The organism is Streptomyces yangpuensis (genome assembly GCF_001005295.1).
GTDB classification, from domain to species: Bacteria; Actinomycetota; Actinomycetes; order Streptomycetales; family Streptomycetaceae; genus Streptomyces; species Streptomyces yangpuensis.
The window spans coordinates 611,758-634,597 of sequence record NZ_LBMK01000002.1 but is presented as its reverse complement, the minus strand read 5'-3'; the positions used below and the strand labels follow the sequence as shown (position 1 = coordinate 634,597).

The window sequence follows — 22,840 nt, the reverse complement described above, 5'->3', positions numbered from 1 at the left end:
CCTGCGAAAGCCGGTCGGGACGCGCCTCAGAAAAGAGTGCCCTCCTCCGGCGCGGCCAGCTCCGTCAGCAGCTCCGGGCCGTTGTTGCGCACGTTGCTCACGGCGGTGGACACCGGGTAGGCGCGCATCAGTCCACCGGGCGGCGGCGCGAGCAGTTCCCGCAGGGCGCCCTCGGTGTCGGTGTTCGCTGGGTCCAGCCAGGCGTCCCAGCGGTCGGGGGTGAGCATCAGCGGCATCCGGGGGTGGATCTCGGACAGCGAGCGCGGCCCTTCGGCGGGGGCCACCCCCAGCGGGCCGGTCTCCGCCTCGGTGGTGATCACCGAGCAGGTCACCCACCAGGCGAGGGGGTGCTCGTCGGGCAGGGTCCGGTCGCGCCAGAACTCGTATATGCCGGCCATGGCGAAGAGCGAGCCGTCGGAGGGGAGCACGAAGTAGGGCTGCTTGCGGGCCCGCTTCTTCTTCCCCTCCACCTCCAGCTGCCGCTCGTCGTGGGCGGTGACCCACTCGTAGTACCCGTCGGCGGGGACGATGCAGCGGCGCTGCGCGAACGCGCGGCGGAAGGACGGCTTCTCGTGCAGGGTCTCCGACCGGGCGTTGATCATGCGGGCGGCGCCGTCGGGGTTCTTGGCCCAGGAGGGCACGAGTCCCCATTTCAGGACGCGCAGCTGGCGAACCGGACGCGGGTGCGAAGCGTCCTTCACAGGACGGTCGAGGACGACGTGGACCTCCTTCGTCGGCGCCACGTTGAAGTCGGGGGCCAGGGCCTCCTCCGGCTCCCACTTCTCGATGCCGAAGGCCTCCACGAGGTCCTGCGGTCCACGACTCGCTGCATACCGTCCGCACATGGCTGCCACACTGCCATGTCCACCGCACCTCACCGCAAGGAGTCCGCCACCTCATGGACAGCAGCACGACCGCCGGCCTGTGGGACCGGCTCACGGGCATGCAGAACGCACCGGACCAGTGGCTGGTGATCGCGACCGGGCTGGTCGCGCTGGCCGCGGTGGGCCCCCGCCCGCTGTGGCGGCTCTCGCGCAACGCCATCACCATCGCGCACGAGGGCGGGCACGGCCTGCTGGCGCTGCTCACCGGCCGGCGGCTGAGCGGGATACGCCTGCACTCCGACACCAGCGGCGTCACCGTCAGCCGGGGCAAGCCGACGGGGCTGGGGATGATCCTGACCGCGGCCGGCGGGTACACCGCGCCCTCGCTGCTCGGTCTGGGCGGGGCGGCCCTGCTGTCCGCGCACCGGATCACGCTGCTCCTGTGGGCGGCCACGGCCCTGCTCCTGGTGATGCTGGTGATGATCCGGAACGCGTACGGGGCGCTGACGGTGGTGCTGACCGGCGGAACCTTCCTGCTGGTGTCGTGGCTGACCCCGGCCGAGGTGCAGGCGGGATTCGCCTACCTCGTCGTGTGGTTCCTGCTGCTCGGCGGGGTCCGGCCGGTCTTCGAGCTGGGCGCCAAGCGGCGGGGCGGAGGGGCGCCCGATTCCGACGCCGACCAGCTGGGGCGCCTCACTCACGTGCACCCCGTGGTGTGGCTGCTCTTCTTCCACGTCGTCGCGCTGTGCTCGCTGGTCGGCGGCGGCCGCTGGCTGCTCCGCCTGTGACCACCCTCTGAGACCGGACGGCGATCAAGATCCGGCCCCGGAGGAAGCCACTAAAGTGGGGGCCATGACCGAGACCCCCGCCCCTGCCCTCTGGCCCGCTCCGCTCGCCGATGGGACCGTCCACGCCACCGTCACGGTGCCGGGGTCCAAATCGGTCACCAACCGTGCCCTCGTGCTCGCCGCCCTCGCCTCCGAGCCGGGCTGGGTGCGCCGCCCGCTGCGCTCGCGCGACTCCCAGCTGATGTCGGACGCGCTGCGCGCGATGGGCGTGGGCATCGAGGAGACCGTCTCCTCCAGTTCCGCGGGCGCCGGCGCGAGCGGCGAGGCCTGGCGGATCATCCCGGCGGCCCTGCACGGACCGACGACGGTGGACGTCGGCAACGCGGGCACGGTCATGCGTTTCCTGCCGCCCGTCGCCACCCTCGCCGACGGCGACATCCGCTTCGACGGCGACCCGCGCTCCTACGAGCGTCCGCTCGGCCAGGTCATCACCGCCCTGCGCACGCTCGGCGCCCGCATCGACGACGACGGCCGCGGCGCGCTGCCCCTGACCGTCCAGGGCGGCGGGGCGCTGGAGGGCGGCACGGTCGAGATCGACGCCAGCAACTCCTCCCAGTTCGTCTCCGCGCTGCTGCTCTCCGCCCCGCGGTTCAACCAGGGCGTCGAGGTCCGGCACGTGGGCGGCAACCTGCCGTCGATGCCGCACATCCGGATGACCGTGGAGATGCTGCGCGCCGCGGGCGCCCAGGTGGACACCCCCGAGGCCGGCGGTGAGAAGGACGTGTGGCGGGTCGCCCCGGGCGCCCTGCTCGGCCGCGACATGGTCGTGGAGCCGGACCTGTCCAACGCGCAGCCCTTCCTGGCCGCGGCCCTGATCACGGGCGGCACGGTCACGGTTCCCGACTGGCCGCGCCGCACCACGCAGCCCGGTGACGCGCTGCGCCGGATCTTCACGGAGATGGGCGGCTCCTGCGAACTGACCGACGCGGGCCTGGTCTTCACCGGCAGCGGAAAGATCCACGGCATCGACGTGGACCTGAGCGAGGTCGGCGAGCTCACCCCGGGCATCGCGGCGGTGGCGGCCCTGGCCGACTCCGAGTCGGTGCTGCGGGGCGTCGCCCACCTGCGGCTGCACGAGACGGACCGGCTGGCCGCGCTGACCAAGGAGATCAACGCGCTCGGCGGTGACGTCACCGAGACCGAGGACGGCCTGCGGATCCGGCCGCGCCGGATGCACGGCGGGGTGTTCCACACGTACGAGGACCACCGGATGGCCACCGCCGGCGCGGTGATCGGCCTCGCCGTGGAGGGCGTGCAGATCGAGAACGTCGCCACGACCGCGAAGACCCTGCCGGACTTCCCGAAGATGTGGACGGACATGCTGGCCGGGGACGCGGGACCCGAAGCGGGTGCGGGAGCGTAGGGCACGTCATGCGCAGGTACGGCAAGCACACCGACGAGGACGACATCCGCCAGCGCCCGAACCCCAAGGGCAACCGGCCCCGGACGAACATCCGGCCCAAGCACGAGGACGCCTCCGAGGGCTTCGTCCTGACCGTCGACCGCGGCCGGCTGACCTGCCTGGTCGACGGCCGCACGATCACCGCGATGAAGTCCCGGGAGCTGGGCCGCAAGGCGGCGGTCGTGGGCGACCTGGTCTGGATCGTCGGTGACCTGTCCGGCAGGAAGGACACCCTGGCCCGCATCGTGCGGATCGAGGAGCGCAAGTCCGTCCTGCGGCGCACCGCGGACGACGACGACCCGTACGAGCGGGTGGTCGTCGCCAACGCCGACCAGCTGGCGATCGTCACGGCCCTGGCCGATCCGGAGCCGCGGCCCCGGATGATCGACCGCTGTCTGGTGGCGGCGTACGACGCCGGGCTGGAGCCGCTGCTGGTGCTCACCAAGTCCGACCTGACCTCCGCGGACAAGATCCTGGAGATCTACTCGACGTTCGGCCTGAACTACGTGGTCACCAACCGCGAGGAGCTGGCCGCCGGTGACGCGGCCGAGCGGGTCCGCGAGCGGCTGACCGGCCGGATCACCGCGTTCGTCGGCCACTCCGGCGTCGGGAAGACCACTCTGGTGAACTCGCTGGTCGCCGAGGGCCGCCAGCGCGCCACCGGGCACGTGAACGCGGTCACCGGCCGTGGCCGGCACACGACCACCTCCGCGCTGGCGCTGCCGCTGCCCGCGGGCGACGGCTGGGTCATCGACACCCCCGGTGTGCGCTCCTTCGGTCTGCACCACGTGGACCCGTCCCGGGTGATCCTTGCCTTCCCGGACCTGGTTCCCGGTACGGAGGAGTGTCCGCGCGCGTGCAGTCACGACGAGCAGGACTGCGCGCTCGACCAGTGGGTGCAGGACGGCCACGCGGATCCGGCGCGGCTGTATTCGCTGCGGCGGCTGCTGGAGACGCGGGAGCGGCGCGAGGGCGACTGACCGACCCGGCGGCCGTGCCGTGTTTGTCAGGGGACCTGTCGGGAAAAGTGCATAATCGCACCAAGTGACGCGATGTCACATGACGCGGGGAGGCATTCGCCATGGCGTGGCTGCTGGTCGTCGTCGCCGGACTCCTGGAGACCGGCTTCGCGGTCTGCCTCAAGCTCTCCCACGGATTCACCCGGCTCTGGCCGACGATCGCCTTCGCGTGCTTCGCGCTCGGCAGCTTCGGCCTGCTGACCCTGGCCCTCAAGAAGCTGGACGTGGGTCCGGCGTACGCGGTCTGGACGGGCATCGGCGCGGCCGGCACGGCGATCTACGGCATGGTCTTCCTCGGTGACGTGGTCTCCACCCTCAAACTCGTCTCGATCACGCTGGTCATCCTGGGGGTCGTCGGACTCCAGCTGTCCGGTTCGGCGCACTGAGCAGCCCGAGCAGCTCCCCCGCGCCCGGCTCCTCCCCCGGGGCGATCACGTAGGACAGGGCGAGCCGCACCGCCAGCTCGCACCGCTGCGGGCCCTCCCCCGGCGTGAGCGCGGCGGCGGCCCGGTCGCGCACGGCCCGGGCGAGGTCGCCGGGCCCCGGTTCGCTCCGGCTCGCGGCGGGCAGGCCCGGCCCCCAGCTGCCGGTGAGCAGGGCCCGTACGAGGGGCTGCGCGCGGGCCGCCCGTACGGTCCACTCGGCGACCGCGGCGAGCCGTTCGGGGGCCCGCAGCGGGGCGGACAGGGCCCGGTCCACCCCGTCCAGGTAGCGGTCGGCCTCGCGCCGCACCAGGGCGCGCCCCAGCCCCGCCTTGCCGCCGAACTCGTTGTAGAGGGTCTGCCGCGACACCCCGGCCGCGGCGGCCACGTCGACCATCCTCACGTCCGGCCAGGGGCGCGCCGCGAGCGCCGCCCCCGCCGCGTCCAGCAAGGACTCCCGCGCTGCCGGCATCCGCACCTCCCCGCTCGGCTGTCCGGCCAGAGTTGACGGGGCGACAGACCCTGTCAAGGGCGCGCCCGCTGTCAAGAGGGCCCTCCCGGCCGAGCTGTGGACGTCGTTGGCCGGGGTCCCGGAGTCTCGCTACTGTTCGGGCATGCCCGAATATGACGATGACCTGCGCCTCGCTCTCGAACTCGCCGACGCGGCGGACGTCGCCACGATGGAGCGGTTCCGCGCCCTGGACCTGAAGGTCGAGACGAAGCCGGACATGACCCCGGTGAGCGAGGCGGACAAGGCCGCGGAGGAGGTCGTCCGGGCGGGCATCACCGCGGCCCGGCCCGACGACGCCATCCTGGGCGAGGAGTACGGGCTCAAGGGCAGCGGCCCGCGCCGCTGGGTCGTGGACCCGATCGACGGTACGAAGAACTATGTGCGCGGGGTCCCCGTCTGGGCGACCCTGATCTCCCTGATGGCGGAGGGCGAGGACGGGGTGTTCCGCCCCGTGGTCGGCGTGGTGTCCGCACCCGCGCTGGGCCGCCGCTGGTGGGCGGCGCAGGGCTCCGGCGCGTACTCGGGCGGTGCGCTCGGCGAGACCGCCCCGATCGGCGTGTCCCGGGTGAGCGGGCTGGGCGACGCCTCGTTCGCGTACTCCTCGCTGAGCGGCTGGGAGGAGCAGGGGCGGCTGCCCGGCTTCCTGGACCTGACGCGGGCGTGCTGGCGCACCCGCGGCTACGGCGACTTCTGGCCGTACATGATGGTCGCGGAGGGCTCCCTGGACCTGTGTGCCGAGCCGGAGCTGAACCTGTGGGACATGGCCGCCGTCGCGGTGGTGGTCCAGGAGGCGGGCGGCCGCTTCACCAGCCTCGACGGCGCCGACGGCGTGCACGGCGGGAACGCCGCGGCGTCGAACGGACTGCTCCACGAGGAGATGCTCGGTCTGCTCCGCCCGCGCGCCTGACGCGCCCGGGCGCCGGGCGCGCTCCTTTGCACGCCTCCTTGCTGGCCCTCCCGGTCCGTGGGAATCTGAGAATCCCCACGCTTGTGCGCTTGTGAAACGTTTCTCTTGAGACGTTCCACCGGTCGCACCCACCCCGGCGCGGGGGCTCACCCCCAGGAGGTGGCTCTCTTCATGCTCGTCCGTGACGCAATGAGCACCGTGATCCTCACCCTCGGACCCGCACACACCCTTCGGCAGGCGGCCTGCCTGATGTCCGGCCGGCGCGTCGGCGCGGCCGTCGTCCTCGACCCCGACCACTGCGGAATCGGCATCCTGACCGAGCGCGACGTCCTCAACTCGATCGGCGCGGGCCACGACCCCGACCGGGAGTCGGTGGCCGCGCACACCACCAACAACGTCGTCTTCTGCACCCCGGACGCCACCCTGCAGGAGGCCGCGGAGGCGATGGCCCACGGCGGTTTCCGGCACCTGATCGTCCTGGAGGACGGCGGACCGGTGGGCATCGTGTCCGTGCGCGACGTCATACGCTGCTGGGTTCCGGCGCGGCGCACGGTGTCCGCGTGAAACGGCGCCGGGCCGCAGCCCTCCGAAGAGGACTGCGGCCCGGCGTCCCGCCACGGCAGGCGGTGTCCGTCAGCCGCGGAGGGCCTGGACCGCGGCGTCCAGCCGCTTGCCGAAGTCGCCGTCCGCCCGGCGGAAGTTGTCGATCGCGCGCTCGACGATGTCGTCGCGGGAGACCTTGGCGATGAAGCCGGAGAGGTTCTCGATCAGACGGGTCTTCTCGTCCTCGGAGTACAGGCGGTAGAGGTTGCCGGCCTGGACGAAGTCGTCGTCCTCGCTGTGCACGGGGGCGGCGTGGTTGCCCGTGCCGCCGGTGACCGGGACCGGCTGCCACAGCGGACGGCCGGTCTCGTGCGGGCCGCCGAAGCTGTTCGGCTCGTAGTTCTTCGCACCCTTGTGGCGGCCGTCGTAGAGGTACCCGTCACGGGAGTTGGTGCGCGCCTCGGTGGCGTGCGGACGGTTGACCGGCAGGTGGTCGGCATTGATGCCGACGCGGTAGCGGTGGGCGTCGCCGTAGCCGAAGAGACGGCCCTGGAGCATCTTGTCCGGGGACGGACCGATGCCGGGGACGAAGTGCGCCGGGGAGAAGATGGACTGCTCGACCTCGGCGAAGACGTTCTCCGGGTTGCGGTTGAGCTCCAGCTTGCCGATCTCGATCGGCGGGTAGTCCGCGTGCGGCCACACCTTGGTGAGGTCGAACGGGTTGAAGCGGTAGGTCGCCGCGTCGGCCGCCGGCATGATCTGGACCTGCACGGTCCAGGTCGGGAAGTCCCCGCGCTCGATGGCCTCACGCAGGTCGCGCTGGTGGCTGTCGGGGTCCTCACCGGCGAGGGCGTTGGCCTCGGCCTGGGTGAGGTTCTTGATGCCCTGGTCGGTCTTGAAGTGGTACTTGACCCAGAAGACCTCGCCGGCCTCGTTGTTCCACTGGAACGTGTGCGAGCCGTAGCCGTTCATGTGGCGGTAGGACGCCGGGATGCCGCGGTCGCCGAACAGCCAGGTCACCTGGTGGGTGGACTCGGGCGACAGCCCCCAGAAGTCCCAGACGTTGTCCGCCTCCTGCGAGCCGGTGTACGGGTCGCGCTTCTGAGTGTGGATGAAGTCGGGGAACTTGATGGCGTCCTTGATGAAGAACACCGGGGTGTTGTTGCCGACGAGGTCGTAGTTGCCCTCCTCGGTGTAGAACTTCAGCGCCCAGCCGCGGGGGTCGCGCACCGCGTCGGCGCTGCCCAGGTTGCCCGCGACGGTGGAGAACCGCAGGAAGGTCTCGGTCTGCTTGCCGACCTCGGAGAGGAACGTGGCGCGCGTCCACTGCGAGACGTCGCGGGTCAGCGTGAAGGTGCCGTACGCGCCGGCGCCACGGGCGTGCACCACGCGCTCCGGGATGCGCTCGCGGTTGAAGTGGGCGAGCTTCTCCAGCAGGAGCTGGTCCTGGACCAGAACGGGACCGCCGACACCGGCCGTCTCGCTGTTCTGGTTGTCGGCCACCGGCGCCCCGGCCTCCGTGGTGAGCGGTCCCTGCGTCACGTGCGCCTCCTGCGTCATTGCTGCGTGTCCTGTCCTTGGCGTTGGCCGTACTCGATCCTACAATGGACTTTGTCCAAGTCAAGCAAGCATCCAAGTCCGCACCGGTTCGGGAGTTACACCGAATCCCCTCGCTGTTAGGCTGGTGTCCATGAGTGACCTGCTGGAACGACTTCGCGGACGCGGCTGGCGCATGACGGCACAGCGGCGCGTCGTGGCCGAGGTGCTCGACGGTGACCACGTGCACCTGACGGCCGACGAGGTGCACGCGCGCGCCGTGGCAAAGCTGCCCGAGATCTCGCGCGCGACCGTCTACAACACGCTGGGCGAGCTCGTCTCCCTCGGCGAGGTCCTGGAAGTCGCCACGGACCGGCGCGCCAAGCGGTACGACCCGAACGCCCACCGGCCCCACCAGCACCTGGTGTGCGCCCGGTGCGGCGCAATCCGCGACGTCCACCCGGCCGGCAACCCGCTGGCCGACCTGCCCGACTCCGAGCGCTTCGGCTTCGTCGTGTCGGCGGTCGAGGTCACCTACCGCGGCGTCTGCCCGAACTGCGCGGGCGCCTGATCCCGGACGACCGAAAGGCCCGGCCCCTGTGGGGTCCGGGCCTTTACGCTTCCCCCGGCACTTCGCCCGTGGAAACGACTCAGGGCCCGGATCCATGGGATCCGGGCCCTGAGCCTTCAGTAGCGGGGACAGGATTTGAACCTGCGACCTCTGGGTTATGAGCCCAGCGAGCTACCGAGCTGCTCCACCCCGCGTCGGNGGGGACAGGATTTGAACCTGCGACCTCTGGGTTATGAGCCCAGCGAGCTACCGAGCTGCTCCACCCCGCGTCGGTGAACCCAACGTTACGTGAAGGCCCCCGGCAGATGCAAATCGGTTAACCCGGGGCCGGACGGCGGTCCGGGCGGGCGTCCGGGTGGGACTCCCGCCCGGCCCTCCACCCGGTTCACGCCGAGAGTTCCTCCGCCAGCGCCTCGCGCAGCCGGGCCGCACGCTCGGAGACCTCCGCCGGTCCCAGCTCCATGGCGCGCGCGCACCACTTCTGGCCCTCCGCGAGGTCCCCGTGGCGGGCCGCCAGCAGGCCGAGGCGCAGGGCGGCCCGGCCGTGGCCGGCCACCGCCGCGCGGGTCCACCACAGGGCGGCCTCCGGCTCGCTCCCCTCGCGGGCCAGCAGCAGCCCCAGGTTGAACGCGCCGTTGCGGGACCCGGCCTCGGCCGCCTCCCGGTACCAGCGGGCGGCCGCCTCCATGTCGCCGCGGGCCGCGGCCAGCATGCCGACGCGCACCTGGGCCCGGCGGTGCCCCAGCTCGGCGGCCCGCTCGTACCACTCCTCGCTCTCGGTGCGCGGGGCACCGCCGACCGGCTCGCCCAGCGCCGGCGGCTCCGGCGGCGGGGCCAGCGACTCCAGCAGCGCGGCCAGGCGGAACGCCGCCTCCGCGCTGCCGCCGCCCGCCGCGCACCGCAGGTGCCGCTCGGCGGCCCGCTCCTCGCCGTCGCGCACCAGGGCGATCCCGACCTGGAGCGCCGCGTCGGTGTGGCCGGCCGACGCGGCCCGCTCGTACCACTTCAGTGCCGTGCGGTCCTCGTCCCGGCTGGCGAAGAGGATCCCGAGGTTGAACGCGGCGTCGACACTGCCCGCCTCCGCGGCCTTCGAGAACCACGGCTCGGCGCCTGCCGCGTCGCCGACCTGGAGCAGCATGATGGCCAGCGCGTTGGCCGCCTCACGGTGTCCGGCGTAGGCGGCGCGCCGGTACCACTGCTCGGCCTGCGCGGTCCGGTCCTGTGCCGCGCACAGCAGAGCAAGGTTGTACGCCCCGTTTTGATCGCCCGCGTCCATGGCGGTGCGGTACCAGCGCTCCGCGGTCTGGGTCTCGCCGCGCGCCGCGTGCAGCGCGCCCAGGGCGTTCGCTGCGTTGCCGTCGCCGTCCTGCGCGGCCCGGTGCCACCAGGCCGCCGCGCTGTCCTCGTCGCCGGCGTCGCGCAGCAGGAAGCCGAGCGCGCACGCGGCCCGCGCCTCGCCCTGCTTGGCCGAGGTCAGGTACCAGCGCCCGGCCTCCTTGAGTTCCCCGCGCGCCTCCAGCAGGGCGCCGAGGTGCAGCGCCGCGCGCCGGTGCCCGCGCGCGGCGGCCTGCCGGTACCACTGCTCGGCCTCGGCGGGGTCACCCTTGCGCAGGTGCCTCGCCAGCCGGTAGGCGGCCTCGCGGTGGCCCTGTTCGGCGGCGGCGCGGAACCACCGCTCCACACCCTTGTCCCCGCGGTGCTCCAGCAGGTCGGCCAGCCCGTACGCGCCCAGCGCATGGCCGGATTCGGCCGCCTGGCGCAGCCAGTACTCGGCGGCCGGCTCGTCGCCGCGCTCGCGGAAGTGACGGCCCAGGGCGTGCGCGGCGGGCGCGGATCCGGCCACGGCGGCGACCCGCCACCAGCCGGCGGCCTCGTCGGGATAGCCACGCTGGAGCAGCAGCACGCCCAGGTTGTTGGCGGCGGCGCGGTCCCCCTCGCCGGTGGCCCCGCGCAGGTACGGCTCGGCGCCGTCCAGGTCCCCGCGGCGCAGCAGCAGCGCACCGAGCACGCTCATGGCACCGGGGTCGCCCTTGTCGGCGGCCACCCGGTGCCGGGCTTCCAGCTCGGCGTCGCTCGCCGCGTCGGTCTCGGTGAACATCTCCTGCGCGAAATCTGCATCGGTCAGCGCGGACTGCGTGTCGGCCACCGGTACCGACTCGTTGGCCTCTTCGCCCGCTTCGGCCTGCGCCCTCACAAACCGCCCTGTCTCCAGCAGAGTTGACCTGTCCCCCATAAATCCCATCGTCGCATCACCTGCTACCCGCGTACACCTGGTATGTCGCAGTCAGTGAGGTCACTACAGCGTTTTGTCGACATGCCCACAGTGAGGTAAGTCAAACACGCTCCTGCCCCAACTCACCCGCCCCAGCTACCGCGTGTCCCGTCCGGACATGACGAAGGCCCGGATCCCATGGATCCGGGCCTTCGTCTTCAGTAGCGGGGACAGGATTTGAACCTGCGACCTCTGGGTTATGAGCCCAGCGAGCTACCGAGCTGCTCCNAGTAGCGGGGACAGGATTTGAACCTGCGACCTCTGGGTTATGAGCCCAGCGAGCTACCGAGCTGCTCCACCCCGCGTCGGTGAAACAACAGTATCACGACGCGGGACGGAGCCCTCACCCTTTGATCATCAGCCGCCCGAGGGAGGGGCCGAGGGCGGGGGCGTTGCCTTCGCCTCCGCCTCGATCGCCCGCTTCAGCGCGGCCTTGATGTCGTCCTGGGCCTTGCCGAAGGCCGTCCAGTCACCGGACTGCCTGGCCTTCTCGGCCTCCTCGATCGCCTTCTGGGCGTCGGCGAGGGCCGCCTTGACCGTCGGGTCCACGTTGGTCGGGGGCGTGACGGTGCCCTCACCCGGCGGCTGGGCCGGCGGCACCGGCGTGGTCGGGGCCTCGGCTCCGAAGACCACGTTCAGCGCCTTCTCCAGGGTGTCCTCGAAGGCCGTCTGGCCTCCGTAGGTCACCAGTACCTTGCGCAGCAGCGGGTACTTGAGGCCGGAGCTGCGGACGTAGACCGGCTCGACGTAGAGCATCCCGCCGTCGAGCGGCACCGCGAGCAGGTTGCCGTACTCGATCTCCGAGTCGCCACCGCGCAGCAGGCGGATGGATTCGGCGATCTTCGGCTCCGACTGGAACTTGCTCTGCACCTGGCCGGGGCCCTCCGGCGGCTTGCTGGTCGGCATCTTCAGGATGCGGATCTTGCCGTAGTCCGTGGTGCCCGGATCGGCGTTGACCGCCATGAAGGCGCTCAGGTTGGGCCGCTCGTTCGGCGTGAAGGTCGACGTGAGCGAGAAGACCTGGTCCTTCTCCTTCTGGTCCGGCATCTTCATCGACAGGTAGTACGGCGGAACCGCCGTGCCGGCCTTGGTCGTCGGGTCGTCCGGGACGGCCCAGGCCTCACTGCCGCTGAGGAAGGTCTGCGGGTCCGTGACGTGGTACCGGGTCAGCAGCTCGCGCTGGACCTTGAAGAGGTCCTGCGGGTAGCGGAGGTGGTCCATGAGCGGCTTGGTGATCTCGCCCTTGGGCTTGACCGTGCCCGGGAAGGCCTTCATCCAGGTCTTCAGGACCGGGTCCTGGGTGTCCCACTGGTACAGGTCGACCGAGCCGTCGTACGCGTCGACGGTGGCCTTCACCGAGTTGCGGATGTAGTTGACCTGGTTCTCCTGGGCCACCACCGCGCGCTGGCTGTTGGTGAGGGAGTCCGCGGTGCTCTGGCCCAGCGTGGTGCGCGAGGCGTACGGGTAGCCGTTGGTCGTCGTGTAGGCGTCGACGATCCACTTGATCCGGCCGTCGACGACCGCCGGGTACGGGGCCCCGTCGATCGTCAGCCACGGCGCGACGGCCTCGACGCGCTGCTTGGGCGTGCGGTTGTAGAGGATCCGCGAGCCCTCGCCGATGGCACCCGAGTAGAGGATCTGCGGCTCGCTGAAGGTCAGCGCGTAGGCGGCCCGGTTGACCGGGTTGGCGAGGTTGACGCCGGAGTCGCCCTGGTAGCTGGTCTCCTTCTCACCCTTGTCGTCGGAGTAGTCGAGCTCCTTCTGCGGACCGCCGACGATCGAGTACTGCTTCGTCTGCTCGCCGTAGTAGATGCGCTGCTCGAAGTCCGTGCCGAACATCCCCTTGGAGGGGAGGTCGGACTGGGTGAAGTCGGGAGCGCCCTGGTTTCCGACCGTGGTGCCCTTCGCGGCGACCACGCCGTAGCCGTGCGTGTACTTGAAGTGGTCGTTGATCCAGTTGTTCTTCGGGATGCCGCCGATGTTCAGCTCGCGCAGCCCGATCACCGTGTCCTGACCGCTGTACCGGTCGACGGCCAGCGTGGACGGGAAGGCGTAGTAGCCCTTGACCTGCTGCAGCTGCTGGAAGGCCGGCGAGACGATGTTCGGGTCGAGGAGGCGCAGGCTGGCCGTGGTGTCGGCGGCGGACCGCAGCTTGGTGCGGTCCTCGGTCTGCGGCACGCCCGGGTAGTCCTTGACCTCGGCCCCGGCGATCCCGTAGGCGTCGCGCGTGGCCTTGATGTTCTTCTGGACGTACGGGGATTCCTTGGCCTGCTCGTTCGGCTGGACCTGGAACTTCTGCACGATCGCCGGGTAGAGCCCGCCGATCAGGATCGCCGAGAGCACCATCAGGCCGAAGCCGATCACCGGCAGCTGCCAGGTGCGGCGCCACAGCGTCGCGAAGAACAGCACGGCGCAGATCGCGGCGATGGCCACGAGGATCGTCTTGGCCGGCAGGTAGGCGTTCGCGTCGACGTACCGCAGGCCCGTCCAGTTGTCGGAGGCCTTGAAGTCACTGGACTTCACGGCGAGCCCGTACCGGTCGAGCCAGTAGGCGACCGCCTTGAGCGTGACGAAGAGGCCGAGCAGCACCGAGAGGTGCCCGGTCGCGGCAGCGGTGGCCCGCGCGCCCGGGCTGGTCACGCGCAGTCCGCCGTACAGGTAGTGCACGACGGTCGCGGCGATCACCGACAGGACGACGGCGGCGAAGCCGAAGCCGAGCAGGAAGCGGTACCAGGGCAGGTCGAAGGTATAGAAGGACACGTCCATGTGGAACTGGGGGTCCTTCGTGCCGAAGGGCACCCCGTTCACGTGCATGAGCCAGGTCTTCCACTGACCGGCCGCCGAGGCTCCGGCGATCAGTCCGACGAGCACCGAGATGCCCAGGAGCAGCCACTTCTTGTACGGGGCGATGCTCATCCGGTAGCGGTCGAGGCTCTGCTGCTCCATCGACATCGCGCTGAGCGGCGGCCGCAGCCGGTGCGCCAGCCAGATGTTCAGCCCGACCGCACCCGTCATCAGCAGACCGAAGACGGCGAAGAGGCCGATCTTGGTCCACAGCGTGGTGGTGAAGACGGTGGAGTACTTCACGGAGCGGAACCAGAGCCAGTCCGTCCAGAAGCCCGCGAACATGATGAAAAGCATTCCCAGGACCGCGAGCACGCCCAAGGTCATGAGGAGAGTGCGAGCACGCCGGGAGGGGCGTCCGACTCTCATCCGTGGCCCGGAAGGGCCTCCGCCGCGGTCCGGCATCTGGAAAGCCAAGGTGCGCACCTCGAAAGTCGCTGAGTACTGGTAATGAACGGACCCCCGATCGTAGAGCCCATTCATGCAACTTACTGAGGCTCCGGTCAGTTCCCGGTATGGGACGGAAAGGAGGCAGGATGTTGCCCATGTCCAACGTTTCGCCTTCCCCCGGCACTCCCATGGCGGCCAGCCCGCTGACCCGCGCCTGTCTCGAGATCGACGAGTACGCGGCCGGCCTCGGCTGGGACAAGCCCGCGCGGCTGTTCGCGCTGGTCGACACCGCCCGGCTCAAGAAGCAGGAGCCGCGCCTGGCCTCCCAGCTCGGCCTCGACACGGACGACGCCGGCCAGAGCTCCCTCACCCCGATCGAGCAGGACACGGTCCCGTCCGGCACCCCGCTCGACAAGTTCCTGGGCACCATCGCCTGGCCCGACGCCGTCGTCGGGTGCGCGCTGACCGTCGAGCGCCTGATGCTGCCGCCGTCCGCGGAGGCTTCCGTACCGGAGGGGCTGTCCGACAAGCAGCTGGCGAAGTGGGTGGCGGGGCACCCGGAGCGGCAGGAGGTCCGCATCACCGTGGCGGTGCTGCGCGACGGCTCGCGCGAGTCCGCCGTACGGCTGCGCGAGAAGGACTCCTCGACGGAGGTCCTCACCGGCGGGGGCCTGGTCCCAGGTCTCGCCGAGGCCCTGGCCGCGACCTTCGTCTAGGCCGACCGGGCGGCGGCCCGGGGAGGCGGACCGGTCAGGGCTTGGCGCTGCACAGCGGCAGCCCGGCCGTGTCCCCCTTGCGGATCTTCTCCAGCGACTTCGTGGCGTCCTCGATGGTGGAGACCTTCACCAGCGTCAGCCCGTCCGGCACGTTGGAGGCGGCGGAGGCGCAGTTGTCGGCGGGCGTCAGGAAGTACTCCGCGCCGGCCTGGCGGGCCCCGATGGTCTTCATCTGGATGCCTCCGATAGGACCGACCTTGCCGGCGTCGTCGATGGTGCCGGTGCCGGCGATGAACTTCCCGCCGGTCAGGTCCTCGGGGGTCAGCTTGTCGACGATGCCGAGGGCGAACATCAGCCCGGCGCTCGGACCGCCGACGTCGGCGAGCTTGATGTCGATCGTGAACGGGAAGGTGTGGTCGCTGCCGGCCCGGATGCCGACGATGGCGCGGCCGTCGCCTTCCGCCTTGCCCGCGGTGATCGTGACCTTGGAGGTGCCGGAGGGCTCGCGGCCCGCCTTGGCGGCCGCGGCGACGTCGGCGGCGGGAATGATGGTGAACTCGACCGGTTCACCGGGCTTGTGCTTGGTGACGAGCTTCGCCACGTCCTCGGGGGCGGTGACGGGGGCGCCGTCGACGGCCTTGACCACGTCACCGGCGTGCAGCCGGCCCTCGGAGGGGCTGTCCTTGACCACGGAGGCGACGATCACCCGGGCGGTGACCGGGATGCCGAGCTGCTTGAGGGCCGCGACCTTGGCGCTCTGCTGCGACTGGCTGAACTCCTCGGCGTTCTCCTGGGTGGACTCCGCGTCGGTCTTGCCGTTCGGGTAGAGGTTCTCGTGCGGTACGACGATGTTGTCGCCGGCCAGCCAGCCGTAGACGGCCTCCACCAGGTTCATGTCGTAGTCGGCGCCCGTGACGCGGACCGTCGTCATGTTCAGGTGACCGCTGGTCGGGTACGTCTTGCGCCCCGAGATGTTGAGAACGGGCTCGCCGTGCGAGTCCCCGAGCGTGTTCACGGTCGGTCCGGGGCTCATCTCGGAGTACGGGACCTTGATGAACACCCCCGCGCAGAGCAGCGCGAACAGCACCAGGGTGGAGGCGAGCATCGTCGCGGTGCGGCGTGGCATGGATCCGACAGTACGGGACGGCCCCGGCGCGCGGCCCTCGGGGCCGCTCCGTACGGGGTCCGTGCGCGAAACTCTCAGCGGATTCTCACGGGGTGCGCGGTGCGGAGCGCGGTGGGGAAGGAGCGGGGCGGGACGCCTCGCGCCGGGTCGGGCGGCGTCGGACGCCTCAGACGGTGTCGGAGGCGGAAGTGGCCTCGGCCTTCGCCCTGACCTGATCGGCACTGCCATGACCCTGGCCGTTGCCCATGGCTTCACGGAACCGCGCGTATCCCGCGAGCTCGGATATGTCGCCCTGCGTGCGGTCACGTGCCGCCCAGCTGCCCCATATCGCCGCGCCGATCGCGGCGAACAGCGGAATCAGCAACCACGCCAGAGATGCCATGGCGTGCCTCCCTACCCCGAAGTACGTTTCGTTGGTGGCTTCAACGCTCGTGCCCATGGGGGGGTTACGCAAATCGAGGGCGTGTTGCGCGGCCGAACGGGTGTGAGGCTACCCGCCGGCCGGCACCGCCCCGCCACCGGGGTCGGCCCGTCGGACCACAGCCGTCAGCAGGCGCCGGCCCACTCCTCCGAGCCGTCGGCGAAGGCCCCCTCCCCGATGGTCCCCCTTGCGCTGTTCGGCGCCGGGGCGCCTCGCAGGCGCGCGTCAGCAGGCGCCGACCCACTCCTCCGAGCCGTCGGCGAAGGTCTGGTGCTTCCAGATGGGGACCTCGTGCTTGAGGTCGTCGATCAGCATCCGGCACGCCTCGAAGGCCTCCCCGCGGTGCGGGCAGGAGACCGCTACGACCACGGCGAGGTCACCGACGGCGAGGTCGCCCACGCGGTGCACGGCGGCCAGCGCGCGGACCGGGTACTTCGCCACGACGCGCTCGGCGACCCGGCGCATCTCGGCCTCCGCCGTCGGGTGGCAGGAGTAGCCGAGCGACTCGACGTCCGCCCCGCCGTCGTGGTTGCGCACCGTGCCGACGAAGAGCGTCGTACCGCCCGTGGCGTCGTCGCCGACGGCCCGGAAGACCTCGTCGATCGAGAGCGGCGTGTCACGGATCTCGAGCAGCCGGATCGGGTCCTGGGCGGCCTGCTCGCCGGGGTGGTCGAAGTGCGGTGCCATACCGTCCATCGTGCCCTAGCCGCCGACCCGGCGAAATAGCTGATTCGCCCGGCCCGCGGCCCCCGCCTTGGGAGCCTCCTACAGGATCAGGCGCCGCGGGATCAAATCCCGCGGCGCTTGCGGGCCAGCCGGACCGCCGCGGCCGCGCCCAGCAGGGCCACCGTCGCGCCCGCCGCACCGGCGGCCGTGGCGGCGTCCCTGCGGCCCAGCCGGCGGCCCGCGACCGTGTGGCGGCCCGCGACCTCCTGGAGCAGCTCGGCGAGGACCTCCTCGTTGGTCCAGCGGGGCCGCCAGCCCGCCGCGTGCAGGCCGCTGACGCTGACCACCCACGGGTGCATCGTGTACGCGAGGTCGCCGGCCGGGGACGGGGTCAGGCCGATCCGGTGCAGTCGGGCGGCGGCGCCCAGCGCCACCGCCGAGGGCAGCTCCATGCGGCGGATGCCGCTCAGCTCCTCGACCTCCTCCTGCTCCAGCCACCCCTCGCAGCCCACGGCCAGCTCGCCCTCGACCTTCTCCAGGGCCGCGTACTCCAGGGCGCTGACCAGATCCTCCACGTGGCAGAACTGCCAGGTGGGGCGGGATCCCGCGACCACGAGCAGGCGCGGGGACTCGAAGTAGCGGGTCAGGGCGGTGTCGGTGCCGCCGACCAGGACCGCGGGGCGGACCACGGTGACGTTGAGCCCGGGGTGGGCGCGGGGTGCCCGGCGGCCGAGGCGCTCGATCTCCAGCAGGTCCCCGACGCCGGTCGCCTCGGCGGTGGCGCGCAGCTCGGAGTCCTCCGACAGCGGGATGTCGTTGTCGGGCAGGGCCCCGTAGACCATCGCGGACGTGCAGAGCACGACCCGGTGCACGCCGGCTGCGGCGGCCGCCGTGAGGACGGTCTGGGTCCCGCGCACGTTGTACGCCGTACGGGCCGCCGGGTCCGTCTCCAGGTCGAGATCCAGGGCGAGGTGGACCACGACGTCGGCGCCGCGCAGCTTCTCGGCGATCGCGGGGTCGCGTACGTCGAGCACGTGCCACTGTGCGGCCGCGCAGTCCCCGCGCCGCTCGTCGATGGCGACGACCTGCTTGACCTCGTCGGAGGCGGCGAGGCGGCTCACGAGGGCCGCGCCGACGCCCGAGGCGGCGCCGGTCACGGCGATCACGGGGCTGGGCCGACGGGGCCCGTCCGGGTTTCGCGGCTGGCGAACGCCGGGGGCGCCGTCACCCTGCTCGGGGCGGTCGTCGTCCTGCGTCGCGCGGCTGCGCTTATCCGAAACGTGCGGATCTGGGGAACTCACCGGGCGTCTCCAGCGGTTGTCTTCAGTAGGGACGCGCCGTGACGCGTACCCACCAGGTGATGTCCATCCTGCCGCAGCCCAGGAGTCGGCGGAGCACCGAGCCCGGATGCGGGCCGCGGTGTCTACGCTGGGTGGTGTTGTCGGACCATTGCCCGTCGGTACCCGCCGGCGGCCCTACGAGCCGAGGAAACCCGTGAGCGACACCCCATTCGGATTCGGCCTTCCGCCAGAGGAGCCGGACAACGGCGACGAAGGCAAGAAGAAGGGCAACCAGGGCGGCCAGGGCGGCCCGAATCCGTTCGGGTTCCCCGGTATGGGCCTGCCCGGCGGCCTCGGCGGCCCGGGCGGCCCCGGCGGCGCGGACAATCCGTTCGCCGCGATGTTCGGTTCGATGAACCCGAACGACCTCGGCGCGGCTTTCCAGCAGCTCGGCCAGATGCTCAGCTACGAGGGCGGTCCCGTGAACTGGGACATGGCCAAGGACATCGCCCGCCAGACCGTCGCGCAGGGCACGGCGGACGGCGTGAAGGACACGAGCGTCGGCATCGCCGAGAAGTCGGCCGTCGAGGAGGCCGTGCGCCTGGCCGACCACTGGCTGGACGGCGTGACCTCGCTGCCGTCGGGTGCCACCACGGCCGTGGCGTGGAGCCGCGCCGAGTGGGTCGAGGCCACCCTCCCGGTGTGGAAGGAGCTCGTGGACCCGGTCGCCGAGCGCGTCGGCGCGGCCATGGGCGGCGTGCTGCCGGAGGAGATGCAGGCCATGGCGGGCCCGCTGCTCGGGATGATGCGCTCCATGGGCGGGGCCATGTTCGGCCAGCAGATCGGGCAGGCCGTCGGCGTCCTGGCCGGCGAGGTCGTCGGATCATCCGACATCGGGCTGCCCCTGGGTCCGGCGGGCAAGGCCGCGCTGCTCCCGCTGAACATCGAGGGCTTCGGCAAGGACCTGGGCGTGCCGTCGGACGAGGTACGGCTGTACCTGGCGCTGCGTGAGGCGGCGCACGCCCGCCTGTTCGCGCACGTGCCGTGGCTGCGTTCGCACCTGTTCGGGGCCGTCGAGGGCTACGCCCGCGGCATCAAGGTGGACACCTCGAAGTTGGAGGACGTGGTCGGGCAGCTGGACCCGTCCAACCCGGAGCAGCTGCAGGAGGCCCTGCAGGGCGGCATGTTCCAGCCGCAGGACACCCCCGAGCAGAAGGCCGCCCTGGCCCGTCTGGAGACGGCGCTCGCGCTGGTCGAGGGCTGGGTCGACGCGGTGGTGCACGAGGCCGCCAAGCCGCGGCTGACTTCTGCGGACGCGATGCGCGAGACCATGCGCCGGCGGCGCGCCTCGGGCGGCCCGGCGGAGCAGACCTTCGCGACGCTGATCGGTCTGGAGCTGCGTCCGCGCCGGCTGCGCGACGCCTCCCGCCTGTGGGCGTCGCTGACCGACGCGCGCGGCGTGGACGGCCGCGACGGGCTGTGGGAGCACCCGGACATGCTGCCGACGGCGTCCGACCTGGACGACCCGGACGGCTTCGTGCACCGCGAGCAGCTGGACTTCTCCGAGATCGACAAGATGCTCGGCGAGGCCGCCGAGAAGCGTGAGCAGCAGGGCGACGGCGAGGGCGAAGAGAAGAAGTGAACCTCCACGACGACGCGGTCCTGGTCCTGAAGGACTACGAGGACCAGGCCGAGCTGCGCGACCTCTACCTGGAGCACCTGGCCTCCCACCCGGACGGGGTCTACAAGCCCTGCACTGCGGGGCACGTCACGGGCAGCGCGCTCGTGATCGACCCGGTGGGGAAGCGGGTGCTGCTGACCCTGCACAAGAAGCTGGGCATGTGGCTGCAGATGGGCGGCCACTGCGAGCCCGGTGACACGACGATGGCGGAGGTGGCCCTGCGCGAGGCCCGCGAGGAGTCCGGCATCGAGCACGGTCTGACCCTGGTGCCCGGCGGCCCGGTGCGCCTGGACCGGCATCCCATCCCGGCGCCCTGCAACTGGCACCTGGACGTGCAGTACGCGGCGCTGGCCCCGGCCGGCGCGGTGGCGGAGGTCAGCGAGGAGTCCCTGGACGTGCGCTGGTTCCCGTACGAGGAGGTGGCCTCGGTGGCCGACACCTCGGTCGTACTGCTGCTGGAGGCGACCCTGGCGCGGCTCGACGCCACGGGCTGAGCCGGCGGGCTGAGCCGGCGGGCCGGGTCCGCCGGCCGAGCCGGGCATGACGAAGGGGCGGTCCCGTACGGGGCCGCCCCTTCGCCGTCCCGGATCAGTTCCAGGCGTTGTTCTGGTTCTGGGCGTGAGAGCCGTGCTGGCCCATGCCGAACTGCGCGGCGACACCCTGTCCGACCTGGGCGTTCTGCGGCGGCAGCGCCTCGCTGGGCTGCACCAGCGCGATGCCGGTGCCGAGGAAGCTCAGCTCCCAGCCCTCGCCGGTGTTGCCACGCCGCCGCCAGACGCCGCTGGAGTGCGTCTGGGCCTGCATCTGCACCCGCAGCGAGGTGGACCAGGCGACGATGGCGTCCGCGTCGACGTTGACGTACTTGTCGGGCGTGACGTGCATCATCAGCGGCTGCCCCGAGGTCATCAGGGCGACCTTGCCGCGGCCGGAGATGTTGAGCTGGTACTTGCCGGACCCGGAGATCCCGTACTGGCTGTCCACCGCGATGACCTCGGTGTGCAGGGTGGAGTCCAGGGCCAGGACGTAGCTGCTGTCGACGGTGAGGCCCTCCTGGTCCACGTCCACGACGTGGACGTACTGGGCCAGGTTGGCGAGGTAGACGGTGCCCTGTCCGGAGCAGCGCATGAGGTCCAGGCCCTCGCCGGTGCGGCGGCGGGCGCTGCGCTGGCTGCTGCTCTGGTACTCGCCGTCGAAGTCGATGAGCCCCTGGTAGGCGACCATCGCGCCCTTGCGGGCGAGTACGTCGTCGGAGCCCGTCAGCGAGACCCGCAGCAGCTGCGGGTTCTGGACGGTGTAGCGGTCCTGGGACTGCGCCTCGGCGTGGGCGAAAAGTGCGCTCTGCATGATGTGTCCGCTCCCCCTCAGCCCCGGACCCGGAGCCGGTCGGTGCTGTCCTCGCTGGGCTGTACGACGACGATGCCCTGGCCTGAGAAGGCCATCTGGTAGGCCTCTCCACTGCCGCGGCCGAGCATCGACGAGGCCTTGAAGCTGCGCTTGCCCTTGACCTTCAGGTTCGGCGACCAGGCGACGAGCGCGTCGGGGTCGACGTACGTCTCGTCCTCGCCGCGGCCGCAGTCGACCACGATCGGGGTGCCGCGCGAGGTCAGTGCGACCCAGCCGGTTCCCGAGACCTCGACGTTGAAGAGGCCCTGGCCGGCGAACTTCGCCAGGCCCTTGACGCGCTCGACGCCCCACTGGAGGTGCGCGTCGAAGGCGAGCAGGTTGGTGCCGTTGACGGAGAGCGAGTCGTTGTTGAGGTTGATGACGACGACGTCGGCGCCGTAGTCGGCGAGGTAGAGGAGGCCGTCGCCGGTGCACTTCATCAGGGGTGCGCCCTCGCCCGTGGCCCACTGCGAGGCCATCTGGCGGACGGCCGGCGGGTTGGGCTCGTACTGCACGAAGCCCTCGTAGGCGACCATCGAGCCGGTGCGGGCGAAGAGGTCCTGGCCGCTCTGCATGGCGACCTTGAGCATGGACCGCCCGTGGTTCTCCATGCGGGCCGTGACGGGGGTCGGGGCGAAGCCCGCGAGCTGCTGGTTCATTGCGTTCATGTCGGGCTCCCTCAGACCTCGTACGGCTGGACGACGATGAAGTTGCCGGGAGCACCGCGGAACTGGAGGTTCACGGTCTCCCCGCTGTGGCCGGGGTAGGCGTTGCGCCGCAGCCGGACCTGGCTGGAGATGATCACCTGCGAGGCGGCCGACCACGCCACGATGGCGTTGCTGTCCGCGAAGGTGGTCGGGGTGACGGGCAGCACGACCGGGACGCCGTGGGTCTTGACGATCACCGTGCCGCTGCCCTGGAACTGCATGGTGAACAGGGCGCCGCCGGGAATGCCGTGGCCCTCGATCCGGCGGACCTCGTGCTGGAGGGACTCGTCGAAGGCGAGGACGTTCTCCGCGGAGACGCAGATGGCGTCGCCCTGGAGCTCGATGGCGTGCAGGTGCGCACCGTTCTCGGCGAGGAAGACCTGGCCGCGGCCGGTGCAGCGCATCAGCTGCATCTCCTGGCCGGTGGCGTTGCCGACGATGCGGCCGGCGAAACCGGCGCCCTTGTAGCTGAAGTCGACCTTGCCCTGGTACAGGACCATGCTGCCCTGGCGGGCGAGGACGGCCTGGCCGCCCATCGCCAGGTCGACGCGCATGAGCTGCTGGTTCTGCGGGGTCCAGCGGGAGCCGGTCGGGGCCTCCTTGTACGGCTGGAGCGCCGCGGCGAGGCCGGCCGCAGGGGCGGCGGCCTGCGGGGCATAGCCGGGCTGCTGTCCCGGGACCTGTCCCGGGACCTGGCCCGGGACCTGGCCGTAGCCCGGCTGCTGGCCGTAGGGGGCGGGGGCCGGGGCGGGCGGCGGGACCTGGCCCGGG

The 22,840-nt window shown here is 71.5% G+C and carries 22 protein-coding genes and 2 tRNA genes; 10 read left to right on the top strand and 14 right to left on the bottom strand.

Features of this window, described 5'->3' with window-relative positions:
* Positions 1 to 26: 26 nt before the first annotated feature.
* On the bottom strand, positions 27 to 845 hold the full coding sequence (locus AAT21_RS08260; RefSeq protein WP_046776076.1) for an SOS response-associated peptidase: 819 nt from the start codon (positions 843 to 845) through the stop codon (positions 27 to 29).
* Between the two features lie 53 nt (positions 846 to 898).
* Here AAT21_RS08260 and AAT21_RS08255 point away from each other — a divergent pair, with 53 nt between their 5' ends.
* The 4 genes from AAT21_RS08255 to AAT21_RS08240 all read left to right on the top strand — a co-directional run bounded on the left by AAT21_RS08255 (position 899) and on the right by AAT21_RS08240 (position 4,479).
* Positions 899 to 1,612, top strand: coding sequence for a M50 family metallopeptidase (locus AAT21_RS08255; RefSeq protein WP_046776075.1), 714 nt, complete (start codon positions 899 to 901; stop codon positions 1,610 to 1,612).
* A gap of 64 nt (positions 1,613 to 1,676) precedes the next feature.
* Positions 1,677 to 3,035: a 3-phosphoshikimate 1-carboxyvinyltransferase gene (gene aroA, locus AAT21_RS08250; protein WP_046776074.1), complete on the top strand. Its 1,359-nt coding sequence runs from the start codon at positions 1,677 to 1,679 to the stop codon at positions 3,033 to 3,035.
* 8 nt (positions 3,036 to 3,043) lie between these two features.
* Positions 3,044 to 4,054 carry a ribosome small subunit-dependent GTPase A gene (rsgA, locus tag AAT21_RS08245; RefSeq protein WP_046776073.1) on the top strand — a complete coding sequence of 337 codons (1,011 nt, stop codon included), beginning with the start codon at positions 3,044 to 3,046 and terminating at the stop codon, positions 4,052 to 4,054.
* A 101-nt stretch (positions 4,055 to 4,155) separates the two neighbouring features.
* A complete protein-coding gene (locus AAT21_RS08240; RefSeq protein WP_030771509.1) occupies positions 4,156 to 4,479 on the top strand; it encodes a DMT family transporter in 324 nt (107 codons plus the stop codon).
* Here AAT21_RS08240 and AAT21_RS08235 read toward each other — a convergent pair.
* A complete protein-coding gene (locus AAT21_RS08235) occupies positions 4,433 to 4,987 on the bottom strand; it encodes a TetR/AcrR family transcriptional regulator (RefSeq protein WP_046776072.1) in 555 nt (184 codons plus the stop codon). The genes AAT21_RS08240 and AAT21_RS08235 overlap by 47 nt on opposite strands.
* Positions 4,988 to 5,129: 142 nt before the next feature.
* Between AAT21_RS08235 and hisN the strand changes: the two genes are divergently transcribed.
* Entirely contained in the window at positions 5,130 to 5,933 is an 804-nt protein-coding gene (gene hisN, locus AAT21_RS08230; protein ID WP_046776071.1) for a histidinol-phosphatase, read from the top strand.
* Between the two features lie 171 nt (positions 5,934 to 6,104).
* Positions 6,105 to 6,497, top strand: coding sequence for a CBS domain-containing protein (locus AAT21_RS08225; RefSeq protein ID WP_046776070.1), 393 nt, complete (start codon positions 6,105 to 6,107; stop codon positions 6,495 to 6,497).
* Between the two features lie 69 nt (positions 6,498 to 6,566).
* Here the strand turns inward: AAT21_RS08225 and AAT21_RS08220 are convergent, their stop codons facing one another.
* Complete coding sequence (locus tag AAT21_RS08220) at positions 6,567 to 8,036, bottom strand: catalase (RefSeq protein ID WP_046776069.1); 1,470 nt, start codon at positions 8,034 to 8,036, stop codon at positions 6,567 to 6,569.
* Positions 8,037 to 8,166: 130 nt separating this feature from the next.
* Between AAT21_RS08220 and AAT21_RS08215 the strand changes: the two genes are divergently transcribed.
* Positions 8,167 to 8,583: a Fur family transcriptional regulator gene (locus AAT21_RS08215; protein WP_030658790.1), complete on the top strand. Its 417-nt coding sequence runs from the start codon at positions 8,167 to 8,169 to the stop codon at positions 8,581 to 8,583.
* Between the two features lie 120 nt (positions 8,584 to 8,703).
* Here the strand turns inward: AAT21_RS08215 and AAT21_RS08210 are convergent.
* The 4 genes from AAT21_RS08210 to AAT21_RS08190 all read right to left on the bottom strand — a co-directional run bounded on the left by AAT21_RS08210 (position 8,704) and on the right by AAT21_RS08190 (position 14,104).
* A tRNA-Met gene (locus tag AAT21_RS08210) sits at positions 8,704 to 8,777 on the bottom strand.
* Between the two features lie 191 nt (positions 8,778 to 8,968).
* Positions 8,969 to 10,825 carry a tetratricopeptide repeat protein gene (locus AAT21_RS08200; protein ID WP_063838073.1) on the bottom strand — a complete coding sequence of 619 codons (1,857 nt, stop codon included), beginning with the start codon at positions 10,823 to 10,825 and terminating at the stop codon, positions 8,969 to 8,971.
* Between the two features lie 261 nt (positions 10,826 to 11,086).
* A tRNA-Met gene (locus tag AAT21_RS08195) sits at positions 11,087 to 11,160 on the bottom strand.
* Between the two features lie 52 nt (positions 11,161 to 11,212).
* Positions 11,213 to 14,104, bottom strand: a complete 2,892-nt coding sequence (locus AAT21_RS08190; protein ID WP_046776067.1) for a UPF0182 family membrane protein — start codon at positions 14,102 to 14,104, stop codon at positions 11,213 to 11,215.
* A gap of 131 nt (positions 14,105 to 14,235) precedes the next feature.
* On the opposite strand from AAT21_RS08190, the gene AAT21_RS08185 reads away from it, so the two are divergent.
* On the top strand, positions 14,236 to 14,805 hold the full coding sequence (locus AAT21_RS08185) for a PPA1309 family protein (protein WP_200904354.1): 570 nt from the start codon (positions 14,236 to 14,238) through the stop codon (positions 14,803 to 14,805).
* A 34-nt stretch (positions 14,806 to 14,839) separates the two neighbouring features.
* On the opposite strand, the gene AAT21_RS08180 is transcribed toward AAT21_RS08185, so the two are convergent.
* The 4 genes from AAT21_RS08180 to AAT21_RS08165 all read right to left on the bottom strand — a co-directional run bounded on the left by AAT21_RS08180 (position 14,840) and on the right by AAT21_RS08165 (position 18,319).
* The gene (locus tag AAT21_RS08180) at positions 14,840 to 15,931 is read right to left on the bottom strand and encodes a YlbL family protein (RefSeq protein ID WP_046776065.1); all 1,092 of its coding nucleotides are present in this window, start codon (positions 15,929 to 15,931) and stop codon (positions 14,840 to 14,842) included.
* A 166-nt stretch (positions 15,932 to 16,097) separates the two neighbouring features.
* A complete protein-coding gene (locus AAT21_RS08175) occupies positions 16,098 to 16,313 on the bottom strand; it encodes a hypothetical protein (RefSeq protein WP_046776064.1) in 216 nt (71 codons plus the stop codon).
* A 264-nt stretch (positions 16,314 to 16,577) separates the two neighbouring features.
* Complete coding sequence (locus tag AAT21_RS08170) at positions 16,578 to 17,039, bottom strand: molybdenum cofactor biosynthesis protein MoaE (protein WP_046776063.1); 462 nt, start codon at positions 17,037 to 17,039, stop codon at positions 16,578 to 16,580.
* A gap of 101 nt (positions 17,040 to 17,140) precedes the next feature.
* Complete coding sequence (locus AAT21_RS08165; protein WP_079025510.1) at positions 17,141 to 18,319, bottom strand: SDR family oxidoreductase; 1,179 nt, start codon at positions 18,317 to 18,319, stop codon at positions 17,141 to 17,143.
* A gap of 193 nt (positions 18,320 to 18,512) precedes the next feature.
* Here AAT21_RS08165 and AAT21_RS08160 point away from each other — a divergent pair, with 193 nt between their 5' ends.
* Both AAT21_RS08160 and AAT21_RS08155 read left to right on the top strand, forming a co-directional pair.
* On the top strand, positions 18,513 to 19,940 hold the full coding sequence (locus AAT21_RS08160; RefSeq protein WP_046776061.1) for a zinc-dependent metalloprotease: 1,428 nt from the start codon (positions 18,513 to 18,515) through the stop codon (positions 19,938 to 19,940).
* Positions 19,937 to 20,473: an NUDIX hydrolase gene (locus AAT21_RS08155; RefSeq protein WP_046776060.1), complete on the top strand. Its 537-nt coding sequence runs from the start codon at positions 19,937 to 19,939 to the stop codon at positions 20,471 to 20,473. Before AAT21_RS08160 ends, AAT21_RS08155 begins: the two co-directional genes overlap by 4 nt.
* Before the next feature lie 94 nt (positions 20,474 to 20,567).
* On the opposite strand, the gene AAT21_RS08150 is transcribed toward AAT21_RS08155, so the two are convergent.
* From AAT21_RS08150 to AAT21_RS08140, 3 genes are all read right to left on the bottom strand, one after another.
* A complete protein-coding gene (locus AAT21_RS08150) occupies positions 20,568 to 21,323 on the bottom strand; it encodes an AIM24 family protein (RefSeq protein ID WP_046776059.1) in 756 nt (251 codons plus the stop codon).
* Positions 21,324 to 21,340: 17 nt separating this feature from the next.
* Positions 21,341 to 22,021 (bottom strand): AIM24 family protein, encoded by a 681-nt coding sequence (locus AAT21_RS08145; RefSeq protein WP_046776058.1) that lies wholly within the window; start codon positions 22,019 to 22,021, stop codon positions 21,341 to 21,343.
* 20 nt (positions 22,022 to 22,041) lie between these two features.
* The coding region (locus AAT21_RS08140; protein WP_046776057.1) for an AIM24 family protein at positions 22,042 to 22,840 on the bottom strand (799 nt) is incomplete at its 5' end.

Bases quoted from the DNA above. Each gene is read 5' to 3' on its own strand.
- AAT21_RS08200 (WP_063838073.1), bottom strand. From the start codon at position 10,825: ATGGGATTTATGGGGGACAGGTCAACTCTGCTGGAGACAGGGCGGTTT.
- AAT21_RS08225 (WP_046776070.1), top strand. From the start codon at position 6,105: ATGCTCGTCCGTGACGCAATGAGCACCGTGATCCTCACCCTCGGACCC.
- AAT21_RS08170 (WP_046776063.1), bottom strand. From the start codon at position 17,039: ATGGCACCGCACTTCGACCACCCCGGCGAGCAGGCCGCCCAGGACCCG.
- AAT21_RS08175 (WP_046776064.1), bottom strand. From the start codon at position 16,313: ATGGCATCTCTGGCGTGGTTGCTGATTCCGCTGTTCGCCGCGATCGGC.
- AAT21_RS08255 (WP_046776075.1), top strand. From the start codon at position 899: ATGGACAGCAGCACGACCGCCGGCCTGTGGGACCGGCTCACGGGCATG.
- AAT21_RS08240 (WP_030771509.1), top strand. From the start codon at position 4,156: ATGGCGTGGCTGCTGGTCGTCGTCGCCGGACTCCTGGAGACCGGCTTC.
- AAT21_RS08190 (WP_046776067.1), bottom strand. From the start codon at position 14,104: ATGCCGGACCGCGGCGGAGGCCCTTCCGGGCCACGGATGAGAGTCGGA.
- AAT21_RS08260 (WP_046776076.1), bottom strand. From the start codon at position 845: ATGTGCGGACGGTATGCAGCGAGTCGTGGACCGCAGGACCTCGTGGAG.
- AAT21_RS08150 (WP_046776059.1), bottom strand. From the start codon at position 21,323: ATGCAGAGCGCACTTTTCGCCCACGCCGAGGCGCAGTCCCAGGACCGC.
- rsgA (WP_046776073.1), top strand. From the start codon at position 3,044: ATGCGCAGGTACGGCAAGCACACCGACGAGGACGACATCCGCCAGCGC.
- AAT21_RS08185 (WP_200904354.1), top strand. From the start codon at position 14,236: ATGTTGCCCATGTCCAACGTTTCGCCTTCCCCCGGCACTCCCATGGCG.
- AAT21_RS08215 (WP_030658790.1), top strand. From the start codon at position 8,167: ATGAGTGACCTGCTGGAACGACTTCGCGGACGCGGCTGGCGCATGACG.
- AAT21_RS08180 (WP_046776065.1), bottom strand. From the start codon at position 15,931: ATGCCACGCCGCACCGCGACGATGCTCGCCTCCACCCTGGTGCTGTTC.
- aroA (WP_046776074.1), top strand. From the start codon at position 1,677: ATGACCGAGACCCCCGCCCCTGCCCTCTGGCCCGCTCCGCTCGCCGAT.
- AAT21_RS08220 (WP_046776069.1), bottom strand. From the start codon at position 8,036: ATGACGCAGGAGGCGCACGTGACGCAGGGACCGCTCACCACGGAGGCC.
- hisN (WP_046776071.1), top strand. From the start codon at position 5,130: ATGCCCGAATATGACGATGACCTGCGCCTCGCTCTCGAACTCGCCGAC.
- AAT21_RS08235 (WP_046776072.1), bottom strand. From the start codon at position 4,987: ATGCCGGCAGCGCGGGAGTCCTTGCTGGACGCGGCGGGGGCGGCGCTC.
- AAT21_RS08145 (WP_046776058.1), bottom strand. From the start codon at position 22,021: ATGAACCAGCAGCTCGCGGGCTTCGCCCCGACCCCCGTCACGGCCCGC.